The following is a 19,047-nucleotide window of genomic DNA, read 5'->3' as shown; positions in this document are numbered from 1 at the left end:
GCGCCCCGGCTACGGCCAGCGCAGTGCGGCGTCTCCCAGCAGGTCCACGAACGTGCGGGCGTTGCGCGGGGCTTTGGCCTGGTAGTCGTTGTTGAAGTACACGTACGCGTCGGTCCCGTCCGCGACCGCCTCCACCACCGCGTCCGCCCACGGCTCCAGCTCCGAGGGGGAGTAGTCGTAGCGGTACTGCTCCTCACCGAGACCGTGGAAGCGCACGTACACCAGATCCCCGGTGCGGGTGCGGTCGGGTGGCATCTGACGGGAGCTCAACCACACGTGCGCGACCCCGTGCCGGTCGAGGGTGTCGAAGACGTCGTCGTCGATCCAGGAGGTGTGACGGAACTCCACGGCGTGACCCACGCCCGCGGGGAGGACCGAGACGACCGGTCCAGACGCGGCACGTCCTTGCCCAGGTTGGGCGGCAGCTGCCACAGCATCACGGCGAGGAACGTCTTCAGCGGCGCCATGCGCTCCATCACGTTCCCGACCGCCTCCGCCGAGCCCTCCCCGAGCTTGAGGTTGTGCGTGACGTACCGGCTGCCCTTGCAGGCGTACCGGAATCGGTTCGGTGCGCGGTCGTGCCAGCGCTGCGTGGTCGAGGTCCGCGGCAGGCGGTAGAAGCTGTAGTTGACCTCGACGGTGGGGAAGATCCTGGCGTAGTGGTCGAACCAGCGCGTCCGGGCGACATCGTGGGGGTAGAACCGGCCGTCCCAGTCGTCGTACTGCCAGCCGCTGGTCCCGACGCGGATGTCTCCGGCCACAGGCCGCCCGCGCTCAGCCGCGATCGATGACCCGGAACGACTCGGCGTAGTCCAACCCGTGACGTCGCCCCCGCTCCGCCAGCCGCGCCCGTAGGTCGTCGTCGAGTGTCTGCCAGCCGCCCACCTGGGTGGCGTGCGCCTTGATCGCCGCGATCTTCCTGTCGACGGTGGCGGTGATGTCCACGACCCGGTCGCCGCCTGCCGGGCCCATCACCCAGATGTCCTCCAGGCCACGCCAGGGTTGCAGACCCTCGTCGCGTGCCAGCTCAGGGAAGATCGCAGCGGTCGTCCCACCGGTCACCACCACGTCGAGCATCGCGGTGGCGACGGCGCGGTGGTCCGGATGGTTGACGAACCGGTCGGTGGGCAGCAGCTGCGGGTCCGCCACGACCAGCCGATGTGGCCGGTGCCGGCGGAACTCCCGCGCCAGGTCGCGCAGCAGGTCCCGCCCGTACACGACCTCGCTGTCGAAGTGGTCCAGGAACGTCACGTCGGTCACGCCGCAGATCGCGGCTGCCTGGCGGGCCTCCGCATCACGGACCGCCCCGACCTCCTCGGGGTCACGGTCGACGTGCGACACCCCACGCTGGCCCCGCGTCGCGATCACGTAGCGCACGTCCCAGCCCTCGTCCACCCACCGTGCCACCGTCCCCGCCGCGCCGAACTCGATGTCGTCGGGGTGTGCGCCCACGACCAGCGCCCGCCGCGTTGGCGTCGTCATGCGCCCCTCTCCTTGTGCCGCATCGCCCGACCGGCGCGGGACGCAGGCGGCAGCGCCGTGGCCGACCTACGGTAGCGACACCACCCAGGAGCAGCCGTGCCCGACGTGGTGGACCTGCGCTCGGACACCGTCACGCGCCCGACGCCCGCGATGCGCCGCGCCATGGCCGACGCCGACGTCGGCGACGACGTGTACGGCGAGGACCCGACCGTCAACGCTCTCCAGGAGGAGGCAGCGGCCCTGTTCGGCCGCGAAGCGGCACTGCTGGTCCCGTCCGGGGTGATGGCCAACCAGCTGTGGCTGCGGGTCCTTGCCCGCCCCGCCACCGAGGTCGTGGTCGAGGCCGATGCGCACATCGTCGACTACGAGGACGGCGCCGGCGCGGTGCTCGCGGGGGTGCAGTTCCGCACGGTCGACACCCCAGACGGGCTGATGACGCAGGAGCAGGTCACGGCCGCGGTCCGTCCCGACGCCTACCACCTGACACCCACCTCGCTGGTCGCGGTCGAGCAGACACACAACCGCAGGGGCGGCACGGTCTACCCGCTCGCCCGGTTGCAGGCGATCGCGGACGTGACGCGCACCGCAGGCGTGCGCCTGTACCTCGATGGGGCGCGGATCTTCAACGCTGCGGTGGCTGCGGACGTCGACCCGGACGCGTACGGGCGGGTCGCAGACGGGCTGATGTTCTCGCTCTCCAAGGGGCTCGGCGCGCCGGTCGGTTCGGTGCTCGTCGGGGACGGCGACGCGATCGCGGAGGCACACCGGTGGCGGCGGCGGTACGGCGGCGCGATGCGCCAGGCTGGCGTGATCGCCGCCGCCGGCCTGCACGCTCTGCGCCACCACCGCGACCGCCTGGCGGAGGACCACGCCAACGCGCGGATCCTGGCCGAGACGCTGGTCGAGTCGGCGCCGGACGCGGTCGACCTCGGCCAGGTCCATACCAACATGGTGTACGTCGACACCGTCCCGGCTGACGCTGAGCGCGTGGCCGACGAGCTCGCCGACGCCGGCGTCCTGTGCGGGGCGCTGGGTCCGTGGACGCTCCGCCTGGTCACGCACCTCGACGTCGACCGCGACGGGTGCCTGCGTGCTGCACGGGCCATCGCCACCACCCTGGCGCGTTGAGGAGTCGAGACGGCGCATCGTCGTCGCACCTCACATCGGTCACGCCGGTGGCATAGTTTGGAAGCGATCGCTGTCGCTGACGTGCCGCAGGATCAGATCGGAGGGACCGCATGGCGACGAGCCGCGACGACCGCGCATCCGTGGACCAGCTGCGTCTGGGCAACGGGTTCCCGGACTCCGAACGCGACGAGATCGTCGGAAGGCTGCGCAAGCTCGACCGGCGGTTGAAGCGGTTCAACGGTGACGCCGTCGACCTCGAGCTGTCGGTCAAGGATCGTGACGGCAACGACCAGCAGGTCACGCTCGAAGCCCGTCTGCCCAAGATGCAGCGGATCGTGGTGACGTCGCGCAAGCCGGCCATCAAGGACGCGCTCATGGAGGTTCGCAACGAGCTATGGCGGAGGATCGACACGGAGGTCGACAAGATGACCGTGGAGCGGCACCGCCAGTGATCCGTATCCTCTCCTTCCGGTGCGACGAGCGCGTTGAGGGCAGCCGATGACCGAGACGGCGACGTTCGGGGCGGGGTGTTTCTGGGGCGTCGAGGCGGCGTTCCGGCAGGTCGAGGGCGTCACCGCCACCGCCGTCGGGTACATGGGCGGCCACGTCCAGGACCCCGCCTACGAACAGGTCTGCACCGACCGCACCGGGCACGCTGAGGCCGTCCACGTCGAGTACGACCCCGAACGTGTCTCCTACGACGACCTGCTGGACGTGTTCTGGGACAACCACGACCCGACGCAGCTCGACCGGCAGGGTCCCGACGTGGGTTCACAGTACCGGTCCGTGATCTTCACCCACTCCGAGGAGCAGGCCGCAACCGCCAAGGCGTCGCGGGAAGCCCGTGACCGGTCGGGGCGCTACCGCCGACCGATCGTCACCGCGATCGAGCCTGCCGCGGTGTTCTGGCGGGCCGAGGGCTACCACCAGCGCTACCTCGAGAGACGCGGCCTGGCCTCGTGCACGGTCGAGCTGGCCGACTGAACGGAGGGGCGATGGCCGAGTCGCTGCGCGGCCGGCTGCTGGTGGCGACGCCGACGCTGATCGACCCGAACTTCCACCTCACTGTGATCTTCGTGCTGCAGCACGACGACGAGGACGGTGCCGTGGGCGTCGTCGTGAACCGACCCAGCGACGTGGCGGTCATGACGGCGCTCCCGCCGTGGGCGGCGCTGGCCGACGCGCCACCGGTGGTGTTCCTCGGCGGTCCGGTGAACCACGGAGCGGCGATCGCCCTCGCCCGGCGGCGCAGCGGCGCGTCCCCGGCCGGGTGGGAACCCGTCCTGGACGAGGTCGGTGTCGTCGACCTCAGCGGCGATCCCGACGCGGTGCACCCTGATCTGCAGGACCTGCGGGTCTTCACCGGGTACGCGGGCTGGGGACCCGGACAGCTGGAGGACGAGATCGCCGCCGGCTCCTGGTTCGTGGTGGAGGCCGACCCCAGTGACCCGTTCGCCGACGAGCCTGCCGCCCTCTGGCGGCGGGTGCTCACGCGCCAGGGCGGGGTCTTCCGCACCGTCACGGATGATCCGTCCCGGAACTGAGACGGCGTGGCCGTGGCAGTGGCGCGATCCGCACGGCCCTCGAAGGGCTGCGTCAGGTGCCGAGGCGCCCGAGCAGCACATCGGCGGCCGCGAGCCCGGACAGCGCAGCACCCTCCACCCGCGGCCCGTGGAACGCGTCGCCGGCGAAGACCAGCGGCGGCGCATCCTCGACGACGAGCGTGCGTTCCGGGTAGGGCTCCACAGGTGTCGCGTACCGCCAACGGTGCGTGGCGTGGACCCGGACCGGTCGGCCCAGCAGCGGTTCGGCCGCCGCGGCCAGGGCACCAGTCCAGGATGCGGCGTCGGCGTCGAGATGTTCGCGGCTGAACTGCGCACCGGCGTGGATGGTCACCGTCGGGATGGGGGATATCTCCTTACGGTGGTTGTCACCCAGCCACGACACCGGGTCGCCGTCGCCGTACCACGCCCCGGCGTCGGGCAGCTCGCTGCGACCGTCGAGCACCCCGAGGACACACAGCGTGGGCTCGTACCGCAGCGCCCGCAGGTCGTCGGCGGCCGCTGCGGGGAGCCGGACGCCGCCGGCGTCGAGCAGCGCCAGCGATTCGGGCACGGGGGCCGTCAGCAGCACAGCGTCGCTGGAGGTGGTCGTGGCGTCGGCGGTCTCGGTCCGCCACCGGTCACCGTCACGGACCAGTCGAGCGACCGGCGCGCACGTGCGGACGTCGAGGCTGCGTGCGAGGTGGTCGGCGATCGCGGACATCCCGGGGTGCCCGCGGTGGTGCGGTTCGTGGCGGCGCGGGTCGTCAGCGCCGAGGTAGGGCGGGTCCGGTGGAGGCAGGCCCCGGAACCAGGTCCGCACCATCCCGGTGGCCCGCATCTCGTCCACGAGCGTGACGAACGGTTCCTCGCGGGCGGTGAAGTGCTGCGCCCCCACGTCCCACACCCCACCCATCTCCCGGCGCGTCGCCAGGCGCCCACCGGGTTGCGAGCCCGCGTCGTAGACGGTGACGGACACCCCAGCGTCGCGCAGTCGCCGTGCGGCGAGAAGTCCTGCCAGACCTCCGCCGACGACGACGCACGACGTCACCCGCCCCGCCCCCACGCCCCGGCGGGCTGCTCGGTGGCGGGCCGGGCCACCTGGCGACCGACCAGGTCGGCGAAGCGGACCACGTCCTGACGCAGCTGCACCAGGTCGTCGCGGATCAGAGCCTGCGGTCCGTCACACAGTGCGACCTCGGGGCGCGGGTGCACGTCGACGATGACCCCGTCCGCCCCGACGGCGATCGCCGCCCGCGCCAGGGGCAACACGAGGTCGCGTTTCCCCCCGGAGTGGGACGGGTCGACGATCACCGGCAGGTGCGTCAGCGACTGGGCGACCGGGACGGACGACACGTCGAGCGTGTTGCGCGTGGCGGTCTCGAACGTCCGGATGCCCCGTTCGCACAGGACGATCTGCAGGTTGCCGGTGTGGGCGATGTACTCGGCCGCCATGATCCACTCTTCGATCGTGGCGGTCATCCCACGCTTCAAGAGCACCGGCTTGTTGGACAACCCGGCTTCCTTCAGCAGCTGGAAGTTCTGCATGTTGCGGGTGCCGATCTGGAGCATGTCGGCCTTGTCGGCGACGACCTCCACATCGCGGGGCGTGACCACCTCGGTGACGTAGGGCATGCCGAGCTCGCGTGACACGTCCTTGAGGATGTCGAGGCCCTTCTCCCCCAGGCCCTGGAAGGAGTAGGGCGAGGTGCGTGGCTTGTACGCCCCGCCGCGGAGGATCGCCGCCCCGGCGTCGTGCGCCATGCGGGCCGCTGTCCGCGTCTGCTCCTCGGTCTCGACCGCGCAGGGCCCGGCGATCAGCGTGAACGTGTCCCGGCCGATGGGGACGTCGCCGACCATCACCGTCGACGGTCGGGGGTGGGTCTCGATGCTGACCAGCTTGTACGGTTTCGAGACGCGGATGACGTCCTCCACGCCCGGGAACGCGTGCAGGGGCAGCTCGACGAACTGGCTGATGTCTCCCACCAGCCCCACGATGGTCTGGTGCTTGCCGCGGCTGACGAACGCGTCGCCACCGACCTCGCTGACCGCGGCGACCACGTTGGCCACGTCCTCGTCGGTCGCGGTGGCGCGCATCACGACCACCATGGTGTCCTCCCTTGATCTTGTGCTCGTCACCTGGTGGCCCCTCGGACCGGAACCACAGAGCCCCGGGGCTGAAACCCGGGGCTCGCTCGTTGCTCGCGTTCAGCGTCTGTCGAGCTGGCCCCGAGGCCGGAAGCCAGTGAACCAGAAGCCGTACCGATTGCGGGATCGCATGCCCGGAGGGTAGTCGAGATCTCGCCGTGTGCGCGAACCGCACGTCGTCGGGTTCGCACCGTCGGTGTGTACCCTGCGCGCAGGTCCGGCGGGGGGACGATGGGCGGGCGCGAGGTCACGGGTGAGGCACAGACGGCCTGCCCGTCGTGCTCGGCACCCGTCGCAGTCGATGCCAGGTTCTGTCCCTTCTGCGGGCAGCGCCTGCACCGACCCGCCGAGGCCAGGACGGCCTCGGCGGCCACCGAACCGCCGGTCACGCTCGGGGGCGACGACCGTGCCGAGCAGCGGGCGTCTGCACCTGCTGGGCGGGTTCTCGCGACGTGCCGCCGGTGCGGGGCGGCCAACAGCCCCACGCGCGACGTGTGCGGGCGGTGCGGTGCCGACCTCCACTCCGGCGAGCTGGCGGACAGCCTCGCTGTCGCGGGGACAGGTGCGGTCGACGGCGGTGCCGTCAGCGCCGCGGCCTCGCCGTCGCGGGTCGGCCGGGTCGTCCTGGTCGTGCTGATCGGGGCGCTGATCGGCACCCTGATCGGCGCCTTCATCTACCGGCAGGTCGGCCTCGATATGGAAGCCACCCGCGGGCTGCCCCTTTTCGAGGCGTCGCTGTACCCAGACGACCCCGTCGCGCTCGAGATCGCCGGGAACAGCGCAACCTCGTCGACGGACACGGCCAGGTTCGTGGTCGACGGGGATCCGTCCACCACGTGGCAGAGCGCTGGTGTGGGCAGCCGGATCCAGCTGCGCCTGTCCGGACGTGCGTGGATCGCCGCGCTGGTCGTGCGCAACGGCGACCAGCGTGACGACGACGCGTTCGCAGCGGCTGGACGCGTGTCGCAGGTGGTGGTGTCGGTCGACGACGACGCGGTCTTCGAGGTGAGCCTCCACGACCTCCCCGGTGACCAGCAGGTCACCTTCCCGCAGCCGGTGTTCGGCCGTCTCGTCACGCTCGAGGTCGTCGGCAGCTTCCCCGGGGAGCGGTCCCCTGACGTGGCACTGAGCGACGTGACGCTGCTGGGTTGGCCGGCGCGCGGTCGCGACCGCGGAGCCGCCTGGCAGTGACCACGGCTGTCCGTCCGGGCCGGGGCGCTTCCAGGCCGCGACCCGGCGCCGATCACCTCCACACGTAGATGGTGACGCGGTCTCCCCGCCGGACGGTGACGCCCGGGTCTGGGTCCTGCTTGGCGACCGTGTCCTTGCGGCCGCCGAACCCGAAGATGCGCTCCTGCTCGCGGACCTCGACGCTCAGCCCCAGCTGCTCCAGCATCCGGACCGCGTCCGAACGCTGCGTGTCACGCACCTCGGGCATCGGGAACGGCTGGGGCCCCTTGGACACCACCAGCTCGACGCGGTCCTGACGGTAGGCGGTCGCACCCGGCTTGGGGCGCTGGTCGACCACCACGCCTGCGGGAACCTCGTCGCTGAACACCCGGTCGACCACCACCGGATCGAGGCCGTCCGCGGCGACCGCGGCCGACGCCTCGCCTTCGCCGTCGCCGACGACGCCGGGGACCGTGATCGGCTGGCGTCCCCGGCTCACGGCCAGCGCCACGCTGGCACCTTCCTTGATGGTGGTCCCGGGGGGCGGGTCGACGGCGATCACCAGGCCCTCGGCCACCTCCTCGTGGTAGGTCTCGTGAACCTCGACCACCAGGTGGAGCTCCTCCAGCGTTGCCTGCGCGTCCGCGGCCGGGACGTTGACGACCTCCGGGACGCCGCCGGGCACATCGGGCGGTCCAGCGGACAGGGTCAGCACGACCGTGGTCCCCCGGCGGACGTCGCCGGTGGGGTCCTGCGCGGCCACGTGGTCGGCGGGGATCGTGCGGTCGAAGACGCTGTCGTCGTCGATGGCCGGGGCGAAGCCCGACTCTCGGAGCTCTCGGACGGCGTCCTCGCGCGACAGCTGGACCACGTCGGGGACCGGCGTGACGGGTGCGACGTAGCGGTCCCAAGCCAGGTACCCGCCACCGGCAACCAACGCCAGCAGGACGAGTGCGCCGACGGCCTTCCGGACCCACCGCCGAGCCCGACCGGGACGTTGGCGGGGGCGCCGCCGCGGCGCCGGCCGCTCGGAGACGTCCGTGTCGGCCGGTGCGGGCGACGGCACGACGGTGTCGGTCGTCTCGGGGGGGATCACCACCGTCGCTCGGTCGGGGTCACGGCTGGTTGCGACGACTTCGCTGTCGGGGACCGCGGCGCGGAGCGCCGCAGCGAACGCCGCCGCATCCGGGTACCGGTCGGCGGCGTCGGGGGCTGTGGCGGTCGTGACGACCTCGTCGAGGGCTGCCGCGGCCTCCACCATCGTCGACGGTGCCGGGACGGTCTCGCGGGTGTGGCGCACGGCGGTGGCGACGGCGTTGTCGGCTTGGAACGGCGGGTGGCCGACCAGACACTCGTAGGCGACCACGCCAAGGGCGTACACGTCGGCGCGTTCGTCGAGCTGCTCGTCGCGGACCGCCTCGGGCGCCAGGTAGTGCGGGGACCCCACCAGCGACCCCGGCGCGAACGTCTGCGTGCTGGTCGCGGCGGCACGGGCCAGTCCGAAGTCGGTGACCTTCACCACGCCGTCGTCGGCGACGAGGATGTTGTCCGGCTTGACGTCGCGGTGGACGATCCCCCGGCGGTGCGCGGCTGCGATCCCCGCCGCGGCAGGGGCCAACACGGCGGTGGTCTCGGCGGGCGAGAGCCGCCCGCGGGCGCGCAGCACCTGCCGCAACGACAGCCCGTTGACCTGCTCCATCACGAGGTACGCGTCGTCGCGATCGTGTCCCCAGTCGTAGACGGCGACCACGTTGAGGTGCGACAGACCCGCCGCGGCCCGCGCCTCACGCAGGAAGCGGTCGAGGAAGGTGGGCTCAGCGCTGAGATGGCGGTGCATGATCTTGATCGCGACGGGACGATCCAGGACGACGTCCACGCCGCGGTGGACCGTTGCCATGCCGCCGCGCGCGATCTCCTCGACGACGCGGTAGCGACCGCCGAGCAGCGTGGCGGTACTCGAGGGGGGGGACTCCGACACGCCCGGATGATAGGACACTCAACCGCCACGGCATCCCAGGCGCGGACCTCAACCGTCGGGCACTCGCGTACTCTGAAGGCGACTTCGGCTGTCGGAGGCCACACCGTGACCCAGGCGGACACGTTCGCCGAGAGCCTGGTGGCGCTCGGCTTCGAGGATGCGGGGACCAGCCGATGGGGCGGACAGCAGTGGGTGCTGGAGTTCAACCGGTTCCTGACCTTCAGCGTCCACGACTTCAGTGACGAGGTGGTGTTCACCTGGGCGTTCCTGCTCGGGGACTTCTTCCTCGAGCACGGCATGCAGATCGGGGCGGGCGAGACGACGTTCCAGGAGCTGTACCCGCGCCACGACGTGCGGCTGCGTCCCGACCCCGACGCGGTCCGCACCGAGATCACCCGAACCCTGCGGACGTTGCGGGTCGACCTCGGCGACCCCGGGCTGTAGTCGTGCCGGCCAGCGACCAGCGCGACGAGCCTGTCATCGACTTCGCGTGGGTGCGGCGACGCATCGGTGTGGTCGGCGCCGTTTGGGCGGCGCTCGCGGTGCTCGGCGCGGTGCTCAGCGCCGGCCTGACCGGTGGCTTGTCGGCCGCAGCCGTCCGGCTCTGGCTCGGTGTGGCGGGGCTCGGCACGGTGGTGAGCGCCGTCGGCCTGGTGGCGTGGTCAGCTCTGCGCGGGATGGTCCGCGCCGGCGAGCGTGGCGACCGCCTCGCGGGTGATGACGTTGGCCTGCTCCCGCCGCGCCGGCGGCGCGACCGTGGCCGACAGGACCGGTGGCCGTGACGGTCTTCCCGAGCCTGTCCCCGGCCGGTGAGCGGCGCCAGGCCCGACTCGCCGACTCGCGGCTGGCGGCGGTCGCCGGGACCCGCCCGGCCACCGGCGACCTCGGCGGGCGGCTGGCGGCCCTGTGCGAGGGCAGCGTCGACCTGCTGCTGCTACGCGAACCCACCGCCCCGGAGGACGCCCTCCGCGTCGCCGCGGACGCGTTCCGGCGCGTCTGCGACCGGTACGGGGCGCTGTTCGTCGTGGATGGCCTCCCGGGGCTGGCCGTGCAGGTGGGCGCAGACGGTGTCCACGTCGGCCCGGTGGACGCCCCCCCAGACCACGCCCGCAGGGTCGTGGGCCCCGACCTGCTGATCGGCCGCACCGCGCGCCGTGCGGCCTCGGTGGCGGCCGCCGCGGACGAGGATGTAGACTACGTCGCGGTGGGCGACGGCTTGATCGAGTACGCGTCGGGGCGGTGCCCGCACGTCTGGTTCGCTCCGGCCGGGGCGGACCTCGCTGCAGCGACCGGCGCGCTGGACCGTGGGGCGGGGCGGCTGTTGGCCGAGGGGCTGGATGCGGTCGACGACCCCGGTCCGGTGTGCTGGGCTCTGCGCCGGGCCCTGGCGGCGCATCCGCTGTGACGCCGCCCGACGCCACGGTGGCGTACACGGTCCTGCCCTCACCGCTGGGGCGGCTGCTGGCCGCGGTCACGGCCGACGGGCTGGCCGCGGTCGTGTTCGTCGCTGACGGCGTCGGCCAGGCGGTGCAGCAGCTGGCGGAGCGGCTGTCTGCGCGCACGGTCGAGGATCCGCCCCGTCTCGCGGCCGTCCGCGACCAACTCGACGGGTACTTCGCCGGCGCGCAGACCGTCTTCGACCTGCCGCTGGACTGGTCACTGCTCGGCGACGGGTTCGCACGCCGTGTTCTGCACGCAACGGCACGCATTCCCTACGGGCAGGTCGCGACGTACGGGGAGGTCGCGGCGGCCGCGGGCAACCCCCGCGCCGCCCGGGCCGCGGGGAACGCCCTGGGGGCCAACCCGCTCGCGATCGTGGTGCCCTGTCACCGGGTCGTGCGCCGCGGCGGAGACGTCGGTGGGTACACCGGCGGGGCGCACCTCAAGCACGCGCTGCTGGCCCTCGAGGGGGCGCTGCAGTCGGCGCAACGAGGGCCAGCCCCTCGTCAGTGAGGGTGTGGTTCGGCGTGCTCCTCGACGAACGCCCCGATCGCGTCGGCGTCCACGCCCGTGCACGGCTGGCGCACCCCCCAGGCGTTGAGCACCAGCGGCGCCCCGAGGTCACCGGAGAACGGGGTGACTGTCAGCGCACCGGCGAAGCGGTCGTGCGCCAGCTCCTCGAGCTGCGCGGTGGCGTCGGCGGCCAGGCGCGTGGGGTCGTAGGCGGCAACGACCTGGCCGACCTCCAGGGCCTTGACGATCTCCGGCTCGCTGAGCGGATCCGCCGCCCCGAAGACCCCCGTCCGGGGCGCCCCGGCGGCGTGCCATCCGGAGGTCCCCGGGGTCGACGAGTAGGGGACCGGCGGTGTGGCGCCTCCGATCAGGTGGCTGCCGGCCTGCACCTCGGGGTGCTCGACCGCACCGCACGCGACCTGCGCGTCGCCGTCGCCGCAGCCGGGCAACCCCGTGGCGAGCACGGCCAGCGCCGCGACCCACGGGGCGCCTCGCACTAGATCTGGTCCAGTGACGTCCGGAGCAGATCGGCCGGCGTCGGGCCCTCGTAGCGGTCGGCGAGGTTGCCGTCGGACGTGACGAAGAACGTCCACGGCTCCGACGGCAGCGGCAGGGGCCCGTCCTGGGCCACCAGCGGGATCGGGGTGTTCCCGGCGTCGGAGAAGACCTCAACGTGGATCCAGGCCACGTCGTCACGACCGGAGCTGCCCTTTAGGCCCTCCACGATGTCGACCACGGGGCCGCAGATGGCGGTCTTGCAGTACTTCGGTGTCGCGACGGTCATCACGACCGGTCGTCCGTCGGCCCGCGCAGCCTCCAGTGACACGTCGTGCATGGAGCAGTCCGGTTCGCGGGTGCACAGCTCGTCCATGCCCATCGCATCCTCGACCGTGGGAGTCGGCGCCGACGGGAACGCGCTCCCGATCTCGGGCAGCGGGCTGCGGGCCGCGTCGAAGATGTTGAGCGCCCCGACCGCGGCGTGCTCCGACGACGCCGCTGCCAGCCAGTAGGTGCCCGGGTCCTGGACCGATGTGGTGATCACGTAGATCCCCCGGCCCTCCAGGCCCTCCTCGTGGAAGCTGGCCTGCAGCGGGCCCTCGGCCACCTCCAACCCCAGATCGCTGACCAGGTACGCCTCGACGTCCAGGTTCCCGACGACCTCGGTCGGCGAGGTCCCCAGCCCGAACACCACCCGCCGGCCCGGGCCGGTCAGGAAGAACCCGGCCGGCAGGATGACGCTGAGGTCGAGCGGGGCGTCGATCCCCGCCTGGTCCAACACGGCCTGGCGGACGTCTTCAGGGGTGCCGGTGGGAGCCGGAGACGCCGTCCCGGCGGGGCGGCGCTCACCGCAGGCGGCGAGGAGCCCGGCGATGCCGAGTCCACCGAGGCCGCGGAGCAACCCCCGGCGCGACAACCTGAGGGGGTGTTCTGGGGACATCGCCGCACTCCCGGGCGGGGTGGACGGAGGGTACCCGACGGGCCGATCCGCCGTTCCCGGTGGCGTTCCTGGCCGACGGTGGCACCCTGTGTCCGTGCGCCGTGCCCTGGTCGTCCTCACGATCCTCGCCGTCGGCGCGGCGGGTGGTGTCGCGGCGTGGGCGCGACACGCCCGTCACGCCCCGGACGGGCAGCACCCGGTCCGGGTCGGCACCGGTCCCGAGCGCGAGGCGTCACTGTTGGCGCATGTGCTGGTCGCTCTGCTCGAGGCGGACGACGTCGCCGCCGATGTGGTGGAGTTCGCCGATGCGCGCGATGCCCGCCAGGCGGTCGAGCTGGGCGACGTGGAGGTCGTTCCCAGCTACACCGGCGCAGTGTGGATGGATGCGCTGGGGCTCGTCGACCCGCCACGCGATCCCGCCGCGTCCTACGAGCGCGTGAGCCGGGCGGATGCGCGCCGTCACCCGTTGGAGTGGCTGGCGCCGACCGGGGTCAACGCCACCTTGGCCTTCGTGGTCCAACGTCCGCCGGCGCGGGAGTGGATGGACGACCTCGAGGATCTCGCCACGGTCCTGGCGTCCACCGACGATGCCGCCCGCGACGAAGACCTCCCGCGGCTGTGCGTCCATGCGGAGTTCGCCAGCCGCTCCGACGGGCTGGCCGAGGTGGTCCGGGTGTACGTCATCCGCACCGACAGGACGCTGGACGAGTTCGTCCGCACGCAGGTGCTGGCGGTCCCGCCCGAGGACGCGGTGCGCGGGGTCGAACGCGGCGAGTGCGTTGCGGGGTTGACCACCCGCACCGACGGCAACGCCTGGGTCCGGGGCTTGAAGCCGCTGGACGACCCGCGGGGCGTGTTCCCGGCTTTCGTGGTGGCTCCGGTGATCCACGAGGGCCTGCGACGCACCCACCCGCAGGCGGTCGCGGCGTTGGATCCGTTCCGCGAGCTGAACGAGGAGCTGCTACGGCGATGGAACGGGCGCCTGGTGCTCGACGAGCCGGTGGAGGCTGTCGCGGCCGAGGCGGCAGCCACCTTGCGTGAGCGCAGCCGGCGTCCTAGGACCTAGACAGCACCTCCTGCGCGCTTGACTGCGGGGACCCGACGGTCGTAGCGTCGTATCGAACATCCGTTCGGTGCGAGGACGTTCGGTGCGGGGATGACCAAGCGGTACCGCGAAGCGCTCGATGCGGTTGAGCTCGACACCGACCACGGCCAACCCGCCCCGCGCCGTTTCCGCTGGCGCGGCCAGGGCTACGAGGTGGTGCAGGTCCTCGGGCACTGGCGCGAGGACCCGGGATGGTGGCGGCGCTCCGACGGACGCGCCATCCGCATCGAGCAGGCCGATCTGTGGCGGGTCGAAGCCCGGAACGGAACGCCGGGGTCCCGCGGGGTGTACGAACTGGTCCGTCGCGGCGGCAGTTGGCACCTCGACCGCATCTGGGACTGACCGGTGGGCCACGGTCGCACACGAGCCACCCCTGCGCGGGGCGGAGTCCCGCCGTTCGCACACCTCACGGTGCGCTCGTGCTACTCGCTGCGTGACGGCGCGATCCGTCCCCGTGAGCTCGCGACCGCCGCCGCACTGGCCGGCATGACCCACGTCGCACTCACCGACCGCGACGGGCTGTACGGCGCCGTCCGTTTCGCCCAGGCGTGCGCCACGACAGGGGTGACGCCGGTGTTCGGTGCCGATCTCGCCCTGTCTCCCGACCGGCAGCGTCCGGGGTGGGCGATCACCAGGGCCGGTCGTGCCCGCCTGCCGACGACCGCCGCACGCCCCGATCCGCGCACGATGCGTCCGGGCGCTGGCCCGGCCTGGCTCGAGGACGACGCGGCACGGGTCACCTTCCTGGCCCGGACACAGCACGGCTACGCCAACCTCTGCCGGGTGGTCTCCGCCGCCCACCGTGACGTGCGCAGCTCCCCGCACCTGGGCTGGGATGACGCGACCGCCCGCCCCGAGGGGATATACGTCCTGCTCGGCGTGGACTCGCCGGTGGGGCGGCTGGTGGCACAGGGACGGCTGGGGGCGGCCGAGACCGAGACCCGCCGCTGGGTCGAGGCGTTCGGACCCGATCAGGTGGTCATCGCCGTCTGCCACCACCTCGGCCGGGGAGGTCGGGTGGACGGCCGGGGAGGTCGGGTGGACGGCCGGGGAGGTCGGGTGGACGGCCGGGGAGGTCGGGTGGACGGCCGGGGAGGTCGGGTGGACGGCCGGGGAGGTCGGGTGGACGGCCGGGGAAGTCGGGTGGACGGCCGGGGAAGTCGGGTGGACGGCCGGGGAAGTCGGGTGGACGGCCGGGGAAGTTACGACGACGCCCAGTGGGCGGGGCGGATGGTGGCGCTCGCCGACCGGCTGGGGCTGACCGCCGCGGCAGTGAACGACGTGCGCTACCTGCAGGAGGGTGACGCCTACCTCGCCGACGTCCTGGCGTGCGTGCGCGCGCAGGTCCCCGTCACCGATCGTCACGTCGGCCGCCGCACCGCCGAGGGCTGGTTCAAGAGCGCCGCGGACCTGTTGCGCATACCGCTGTTCGGTGATCGCCCCGACCTGCTGGCCAACGCGGCGGCGATCGCAGAGTCCTGCGAGATCGACCTCGGCCTGGACCGCACCCACGTCCCGCGCCTGACTGGCCTGTCGGAGGGGGACGCCGCCCGCGAACTGCACGTGCGCTGCTGGGTCGGGGTGCACGACCGCTACAGCGGGCGGGGCGGTCCCCGGCTCACGCCTGAGGTCACCGAGCGCCTCCGTCACGAGCTGGCGATGATCGACCGGCTGGGGCTGCACGACTACTTCCTCACCGTCGCCGACATCGCCGCCGCGATCCGCGACGCCGGCGTGCTCACCGCCTGCCGTGGGTCGGCCGCGGGGAGCCTGGTGTGCTACGCGCTGCGCATCAGCGACGTGGACCCGATCGAGGGTGGGCTGGTCTTCGAGCGGTTCATGAACCCCTATCGCGACGAGCTCCCCGATATCGACCTGGACGTGGAGTCGGCCCGCCGTGAGGACGTCTACCGCATGATCCTCGATCGCTACGGCGAGGAACGCACCGCATGCGTCGCGATGGTCGAGACCTTCCAGGCGCGGATGGCGGTGCGGGAGGTGGGGAAGGTCCTGGGTGTGCCACCCGAGGAGATCGACCTGGTGGCGACCTCGCTGCACAACGTCCGCGCCCGCGACGTCCGCGCCGCGCTCCGGGAGCTGCCCGAGCTGGAGGGCTCACGTCTCGGCGCCGGCCAGCTCGACACCCTGTTCCAGGTGGTCGAACGCATCGACGGTTTCCCCCGCCATCTCGCCTTGCACCCCTGCGGCATCGTCCTCGCCGACGTCGACCTGATGGACGTCACCCCGGTGGAACGCTCAGCGGGAACGGGTCGTGACGGGCCCGCCCCGCACGGGTTCTCCATGACCCAGTTCGACAAGGACGACGTTGCCGCGCTGGGGCTGTTGAAGCTCGACATCCTGGCGGTGCGACTGCTGTCGTCGATGCGGCACGCCACCGAGCTCATCCCCACCACCCGCGGCGAGGAGATCGACCTCGACGCGATCCCGTTCCACGACCCGGCCGTCTACGAGCTGCTGCGCACGACCCGCTCGATCGGGGTGTTCCAGGTCGAGTCCCCCGGCCAGCGGGAGCTCCTCGGGCGGCTGCAACCCGACCGCTTCGACGACCTCGTCACCGAGATCTCGCTGTTTCGTCCCGGTCCGGTGAAGGCCGACATGGTCGGCCCGTTCGTGGCTCGCCGCACCGGCGCCGAGCCCGCCACCTACATCCACCCGCTGCTGAAACCCGCCCTCGAGGACACCTTCGGGGTCGTGATCTACCACGAGCAGGTGATGAAGGCCGTGGCGGCGCTCACGGGTTGCGACCTGTCCCGCGCCGACCTCGTCCGCCGTCAGCTCGCCGACGAGACGCAGCTGGCTCACCTGCGGGGATGGGCGCTGACAACGGCGTTGGAACGGGGGATCGATCGGGCGACCGCCGAGGCGGTGTGGCGGCAGGTCGAGTCGTTCGCGTCGTTCGGGTTCTGCAAGGCGCACGCCGCCGCGTTCGCCGTCCCCACCTACCGGTCGGCGTGGCTGAAGGTGCACTACCTGCCCGAGCTGATCGCCGGGCTGCTCACACACGACCCGGGGATGTACCCGCGGCGGCTGCTGCTGGAGGAGGCGCGCCAGTTCGGCGTCGCGGTTCTGTCTGCTGACGTCAACGTGTCGGCGGCCGAGTACACGGTCGAGCGTGTGGCCGAGGAGGAGGCCTACGCCCGCTTGGAGGTCGGTCGCGGCGCCCCGCTGCCGGCCGGATGGACCTGGTCGGATCCAGCCGCGTCCGATCGTGCGGCCGATGGTGCTACCGCGCGAGGTGGTGGTTTGTTCCCGGATGCGGGAACAACCGTGGACACCGATCGGGGTGGGGCGCGAGGTGGTGGTTTGTTCCCGGATGCGGGAACAACCGTGGACACCGACCGGGGTAGGGCGCGAGGTGGTGGTTTGTTCCCGGATGCGGGAACAACCGTGGACACCGACCGGGGTGGCCTGCTCCCGCCGGCGGGGCGCGATGCGGGCGACGCTGGCGTCGATCACGACGGACGGCGGTGGCGCTGGGCGGTGCGGGTCGGCCTGCAGGACGTTCGCGGCATGACCGACGCCGAACGTGACACGCTGATCGCTGGTCGGCCCTACACGTGCCTGGAGGATCTGCGTGCTCGCGGAGGACTGTCGCGACCGACTGCCGAGAACCTGGCCAAGATCGGCGCGCTCGACGAGATCGGCTGCGGCGACCGGCGGGCCACCTTGTTGGCGGTCGAGGAGCTGTGGGGTTCACGCCGGGGACGTCGCGGATCGCGACCAGGCGGTGATGCGATCCTGGATCCGCAGGCAGCGCTGGCTCTGTACGCCGACCACCGCCCGCGGCTGCCGCAGATCACCAGCGCCGACCAGGTGCGTGACGAGCTCGAGGTCCTCGGGCTGGACGTCTCCCGCCACGTCGTCGCGTTCTACGAGCCGTTGCTGGACGTGCTGGGCGTCACCCGCGCAGCCGGCCTCGAACGCGACGACCCGGCTGCTACGCCGAACCCGACCGGCGGCGGGGCGCCGGTGCCTCCCGGCCGGGTCCGGGTCGCCGGGGTACGGGCCGCGCTGCAGTCACCCCCGGTGCGGTCCGGGCAGCGGGTGCTGTTCCTCTCGCTCGACGACCGCACCGGCACGACCCAGTGCAACTTCTTCGAGCGGGCACTGGCGGGCGATGGGCGGGGCGATCGAGGGCACGCCTGGACCGTGCTGCACGCCTGGCTGGTCGTCGTCGAAGGTCGCCTCGACCGGCGCGGACCGCGAGGGATCACCGTGATCGCCGAGAGGGCGTGGGACCTCACGCGCCTGTGGCGCGCCTGGGGGGAGGGACGGCTGGACGAGGACCTGGCCCGCAGCGGACCGCCGCCGCCGCACCGCCGCACCGCTGCGCGCCCTTCGGGACTGTCAGCGGCGATGTTCGCCTCCGGAAGCCGCTGACACGCGTCGGGTCATCAGGGACGTCGGGGCGGTCGCCGCCAGGTGTGGATCGCCAACGATGCAGCGGAGGTGTGGAGCGATCGTCAACGCCGCCCGGTGATCGCACGGTCGGCGACCATCAGGCGACACAGTCCGTGCTGGCTCTCGAAGGTTCCGGCGTACTCGAACCCGGCCTTCTCCAACGCTCGCCACGAAGCGATGTTGGCAAGGACAGGCGACGCACAGACCTGGGTCCATCCCGGATGTCTTCCGAAGACGACGTCCACGGCGAAGCGTCGGATCATGACCGACCCCAGACCTTGCCACGCTCCCGCGGATCGCCGACGAGGTAGTCGATCCCAGCAGCTGTCCGGTGAACGCCGAGCGCCCACCACTGTTCGACCTCGTGCTCGCCGGCGTGGTCTGCGGTGGCGTCGCACTGGGTCCAGCCAACCGGCCGGCCGTGTCGCAGCGAGGCGATCCAGTGCTCGGTGAGGTCGCTCGAGGTTGAGCCGTCGTCGCGGACCACGGCCTCCCATGAGACATCCTCGCCCTCCCACCACCGCACGACGCCCGGCTCGTTGAGCCACCTGCGCAGCAGCGGCAGGTCCTGGTCCGTCAGCCGACGGAAGGTCACGTTCACCACACCATCATCGACGACGGAGATCTCGCCCGTCGGGGCAGTTCGAGGCTCCCTTCGGTCACCGCTGGAGCGTGGCCACCC

The 19,047-nt window shown here is 72.4% G+C and carries 22 protein-coding genes; 12 read left to right on the top strand and 10 right to left on the bottom strand.

The genetic code is table 11. From position 1 onward, the window contains the following. Window positions 1-9: 9 nt before the first annotated feature. From KY462_01940 to KY462_01930, 3 genes are read right to left on the bottom strand one after another with little or no spacing between them, the layout of a single operon-like run. On the bottom strand, window positions 10-348 hold the full coding sequence (locus tag KY462_01940) for a DUF72 domain-containing protein (GenBank protein ID MBW3576502.1): 339 nt from the start codon (window positions 346-348) through the stop codon (window positions 10-12). Then, the gene (locus KY462_01935) at window positions 267-761 is read right to left on the bottom strand and encodes a DUF72 domain-containing protein (GenBank protein MBW3576501.1); all 495 of its coding nucleotides are present in this window, start codon (window positions 759-761) and stop codon (window positions 267-269) included. The genes KY462_01940 and KY462_01935 overlap by 82 nt, the downstream gene beginning before the upstream one ends. A gap of 13 nt (window positions 762-774) precedes the next feature. After that, complete coding sequence (locus KY462_01930) at window positions 775-1,482, bottom strand: PIG-L family deacetylase (GenBank protein MBW3576500.1); 708 nt, start codon at window positions 1,480-1,482, stop codon at window positions 775-777. A gap of 96 nt (window positions 1,483-1,578) precedes the next feature. Here KY462_01930 and KY462_01925 point away from each other — a divergent pair, with 96 nt between their 5' ends. From KY462_01925 to KY462_01910, 4 genes are all read left to right on the top strand, one after another. Continuing rightward, the gene (locus tag KY462_01925; protein MBW3576499.1) at window positions 1,579-2,610 is read left to right on the top strand and encodes an aminotransferase class I/II-fold pyridoxal phosphate-dependent enzyme; all 1,032 of its coding nucleotides are present in this window, start codon (window positions 1,579-1,581) and stop codon (window positions 2,608-2,610) included. A 110-nt stretch (window positions 2,611-2,720) separates the two neighbouring features. After that, window positions 2,721-3,062: an HPF/RaiA family ribosome-associated protein gene (locus tag KY462_01920; GenBank protein ID MBW3576498.1), complete on the top strand. Its 342-nt coding sequence runs from the start codon at window positions 2,721-2,723 to the stop codon at window positions 3,060-3,062. A 46-nt stretch (window positions 3,063-3,108) separates the two neighbouring features. After that, the gene (gene msrA, locus KY462_01915) at window positions 3,109-3,594 is read left to right on the top strand and encodes a peptide-methionine (S)-S-oxide reductase MsrA (GenBank protein MBW3576497.1); all 486 of its coding nucleotides are present in this window, start codon (window positions 3,109-3,111) and stop codon (window positions 3,592-3,594) included. Window positions 3,595-3,605: 11 nt separating this feature from the next. Next, a complete protein-coding gene (locus KY462_01910) occupies window positions 3,606-4,154 on the top strand; it encodes a YqgE/AlgH family protein (GenBank protein MBW3576496.1) in 549 nt (182 codons plus the stop codon). Between the two features lie 52 nt (window positions 4,155-4,206). Here KY462_01910 and KY462_01905 read toward each other — a convergent pair whose 3' ends face one another. Together KY462_01905 and aroF are read right to left on the bottom strand one after the other, a co-directional pair. After that, a complete protein-coding gene (locus KY462_01905; GenBank protein MBW3576495.1) occupies window positions 4,207-5,202 on the bottom strand; it encodes an FAD-dependent oxidoreductase in 996 nt (331 codons plus the stop codon). After that, window positions 5,199-6,260, bottom strand: a complete 1,062-nt coding sequence (gene aroF, locus KY462_01900) for a 3-deoxy-7-phosphoheptulonate synthase (protein ID MBW3576494.1) — start codon at window positions 6,258-6,260, stop codon at window positions 5,199-5,201. Before aroF ends, KY462_01905 begins: the two co-directional genes overlap by 4 nt. 270 nt (window positions 6,261-6,530) lie before the next feature. Between aroF and KY462_01895 the strand changes: the two genes are divergently transcribed. Further along, a complete protein-coding gene (locus tag KY462_01895; protein ID MBW3576493.1) occupies window positions 6,531-7,490 on the top strand; it encodes a zinc ribbon domain-containing protein in 960 nt (319 codons plus the stop codon). A 52-nt stretch (window positions 7,491-7,542) separates the two neighbouring features. On the opposite strand, the gene KY462_01890 is transcribed toward KY462_01895, so the two are convergent. Then, window positions 7,543-9,465 carry a PASTA domain-containing protein gene (locus KY462_01890; GenBank protein MBW3576492.1) on the bottom strand — a complete coding sequence of 641 codons (1,923 nt, stop codon included), beginning with the start codon at window positions 9,463-9,465 and terminating at the stop codon, window positions 7,543-7,545. 87 nt (window positions 9,466-9,552) lie between these two features. Here KY462_01890 and KY462_01885 point away from each other — a divergent pair, with 87 nt between their 5' ends. From KY462_01885 to KY462_01870, 4 genes are read left to right on the top strand one after another with little or no spacing between them, the layout of a single operon-like run. Next, window positions 9,553-9,891, top strand: coding sequence for a hypothetical protein (locus tag KY462_01885; GenBank protein ID MBW3576491.1), 339 nt, complete (start codon window positions 9,553-9,555; stop codon window positions 9,889-9,891). A gap of 2 nt (window positions 9,892-9,893) precedes the next feature. Beyond that, window positions 9,894-10,229: a hypothetical protein gene (locus tag KY462_01880; protein ID MBW3576490.1), complete on the top strand. Its 336-nt coding sequence runs from the start codon at window positions 9,894-9,896 to the stop codon at window positions 10,227-10,229. Further along, on the top strand, window positions 10,226-10,852 hold the full coding sequence (locus KY462_01875; GenBank protein ID MBW3576489.1) for a thiamine phosphate synthase: 627 nt from the start codon (window positions 10,226-10,228) through the stop codon (window positions 10,850-10,852). Before KY462_01880 ends, KY462_01875 begins: the two co-directional genes overlap by 4 nt. Beyond that, on the top strand, window positions 10,849-11,400 hold the full coding sequence (locus KY462_01870) for a methylated-DNA--[protein]-cysteine S-methyltransferase (protein ID MBW3576488.1): 552 nt from the start codon (window positions 10,849-10,851) through the stop codon (window positions 11,398-11,400). Before KY462_01875 ends, KY462_01870 begins: the two co-directional genes overlap by 4 nt. Here KY462_01870 and KY462_01865 read toward each other — a convergent pair. Both KY462_01865 and KY462_01860 read right to left on the bottom strand, forming a co-directional pair. Continuing rightward, window positions 11,394-11,897 (bottom strand): DUF3105 domain-containing protein, encoded by a 504-nt coding sequence (locus KY462_01865; protein ID MBW3576487.1) that lies wholly within the window; start codon window positions 11,895-11,897, stop codon window positions 11,394-11,396. The two genes, KY462_01870 and KY462_01865, sit on opposite strands and share 7 nt — an antisense overlap. Further along, entirely contained in the window at window positions 11,897-12,838 is a 942-nt protein-coding gene (locus KY462_01860; GenBank protein MBW3576486.1) for a hypothetical protein, read from the bottom strand. Before KY462_01860 ends, KY462_01865 begins: the two co-directional genes overlap by 1 nt. An 88-nt stretch (window positions 12,839-12,926) precedes the next feature. Between KY462_01860 and KY462_01855 the strand changes: the two genes are divergently transcribed. The 3 genes from KY462_01855 (at window position 12,927) to dnaE (ending at window position 18,344) form a co-directional block, all read left to right on the top strand. Then, window positions 12,927-13,904, top strand: coding sequence for a hypothetical protein (locus KY462_01855; GenBank protein ID MBW3576485.1), 978 nt, complete (start codon window positions 12,927-12,929; stop codon window positions 13,902-13,904). Window positions 13,905-13,994: 90 nt separating this feature from the next. After that, entirely contained in the window at window positions 13,995-14,285 is a 291-nt protein-coding gene (locus KY462_01850) for a nucleotidyltransferase (GenBank protein MBW3576484.1), read from the top strand. A 3-nt stretch (window positions 14,286-14,288) separates the two neighbouring features. Beyond that, window positions 14,289-18,344, top strand: a complete 4,056-nt coding sequence (gene dnaE, locus KY462_01845; GenBank protein MBW3576483.1) for a DNA polymerase III subunit alpha — start codon at window positions 14,289-14,291, stop codon at window positions 18,342-18,344. Between the two features lie 83 nt (window positions 18,345-18,427). Here dnaE and KY462_01840 read toward each other — a convergent pair whose 3' ends face one another. Then, window positions 18,428-18,628 carry a hypothetical protein gene (locus KY462_01840; protein MBW3576482.1) on the bottom strand — a complete coding sequence of 67 codons (201 nt, stop codon included), beginning with the start codon at window positions 18,626-18,628 and terminating at the stop codon, window positions 18,428-18,430. Continuing rightward, window positions 18,625-18,966, bottom strand: coding sequence for a GNAT family N-acetyltransferase (locus tag KY462_01835; GenBank protein MBW3576481.1), 342 nt, complete (start codon window positions 18,964-18,966; stop codon window positions 18,625-18,627). Before KY462_01835 ends, KY462_01840 begins: the two co-directional genes overlap by 4 nt. Window positions 18,967-19,047 lie beyond the last annotated feature (81 nt).

This window comes from Actinomycetota bacterium (assembly GCA_019347675.1).
GTDB lineage: Bacteria > Actinomycetota > Nitriliruptoria > Nitriliruptorales > JAHWKO01 > JAHWKW01.
Note: the sequence above shows the minus strand (reverse complement) of the source record. Positions and strands in the feature narration are given on the sequence as shown.

Bases quoted from the DNA above. Each gene is read 5' to 3' on its own strand.
- KY462_01930 (MBW3576500.1), bottom strand. From the start codon at position 1,482: ATGACGACGCCAACGCGGCGGGCGCTGGTCGTGGGCGCACACCCCGAC.
- KY462_01920 (MBW3576498.1), top strand. From the start codon at position 2,721: ATGGCGACGAGCCGCGACGACCGCGCATCCGTGGACCAGCTGCGTCTG.
- msrA (MBW3576497.1), top strand. From the start codon at position 3,109: ATGACCGAGACGGCGACGTTCGGGGCGGGGTGTTTCTGGGGCGTCGAG.
- KY462_01910 (MBW3576496.1), top strand. From the start codon at position 3,606: ATGGCCGAGTCGCTGCGCGGCCGGCTGCTGGTGGCGACGCCGACGCTG.
- aroF (MBW3576494.1), bottom strand. From the start codon at position 6,260: ATGGTGGTCGTGATGCGCGCCACCGCGACCGACGAGGACGTGGCCAAC.
- KY462_01895 (MBW3576493.1), top strand. From the start codon at position 6,531: ATGGGCGGGCGCGAGGTCACGGGTGAGGCACAGACGGCCTGCCCGTCG.
- KY462_01860 (MBW3576486.1), bottom strand. From the start codon at position 12,838: ATGTCCCCAGAACACCCCCTCAGGTTGTCGCGCCGGGGGTTGCTCCGC.
- KY462_01850 (MBW3576484.1), top strand. From the start codon at position 13,995: ATGACCAAGCGGTACCGCGAAGCGCTCGATGCGGTTGAGCTCGACACC.
- KY462_01840 (MBW3576482.1), bottom strand. From the start codon at position 18,628: ATGATCCGACGCTTCGCCGTGGACGTCGTCTTCGGAAGACATCCGGGA.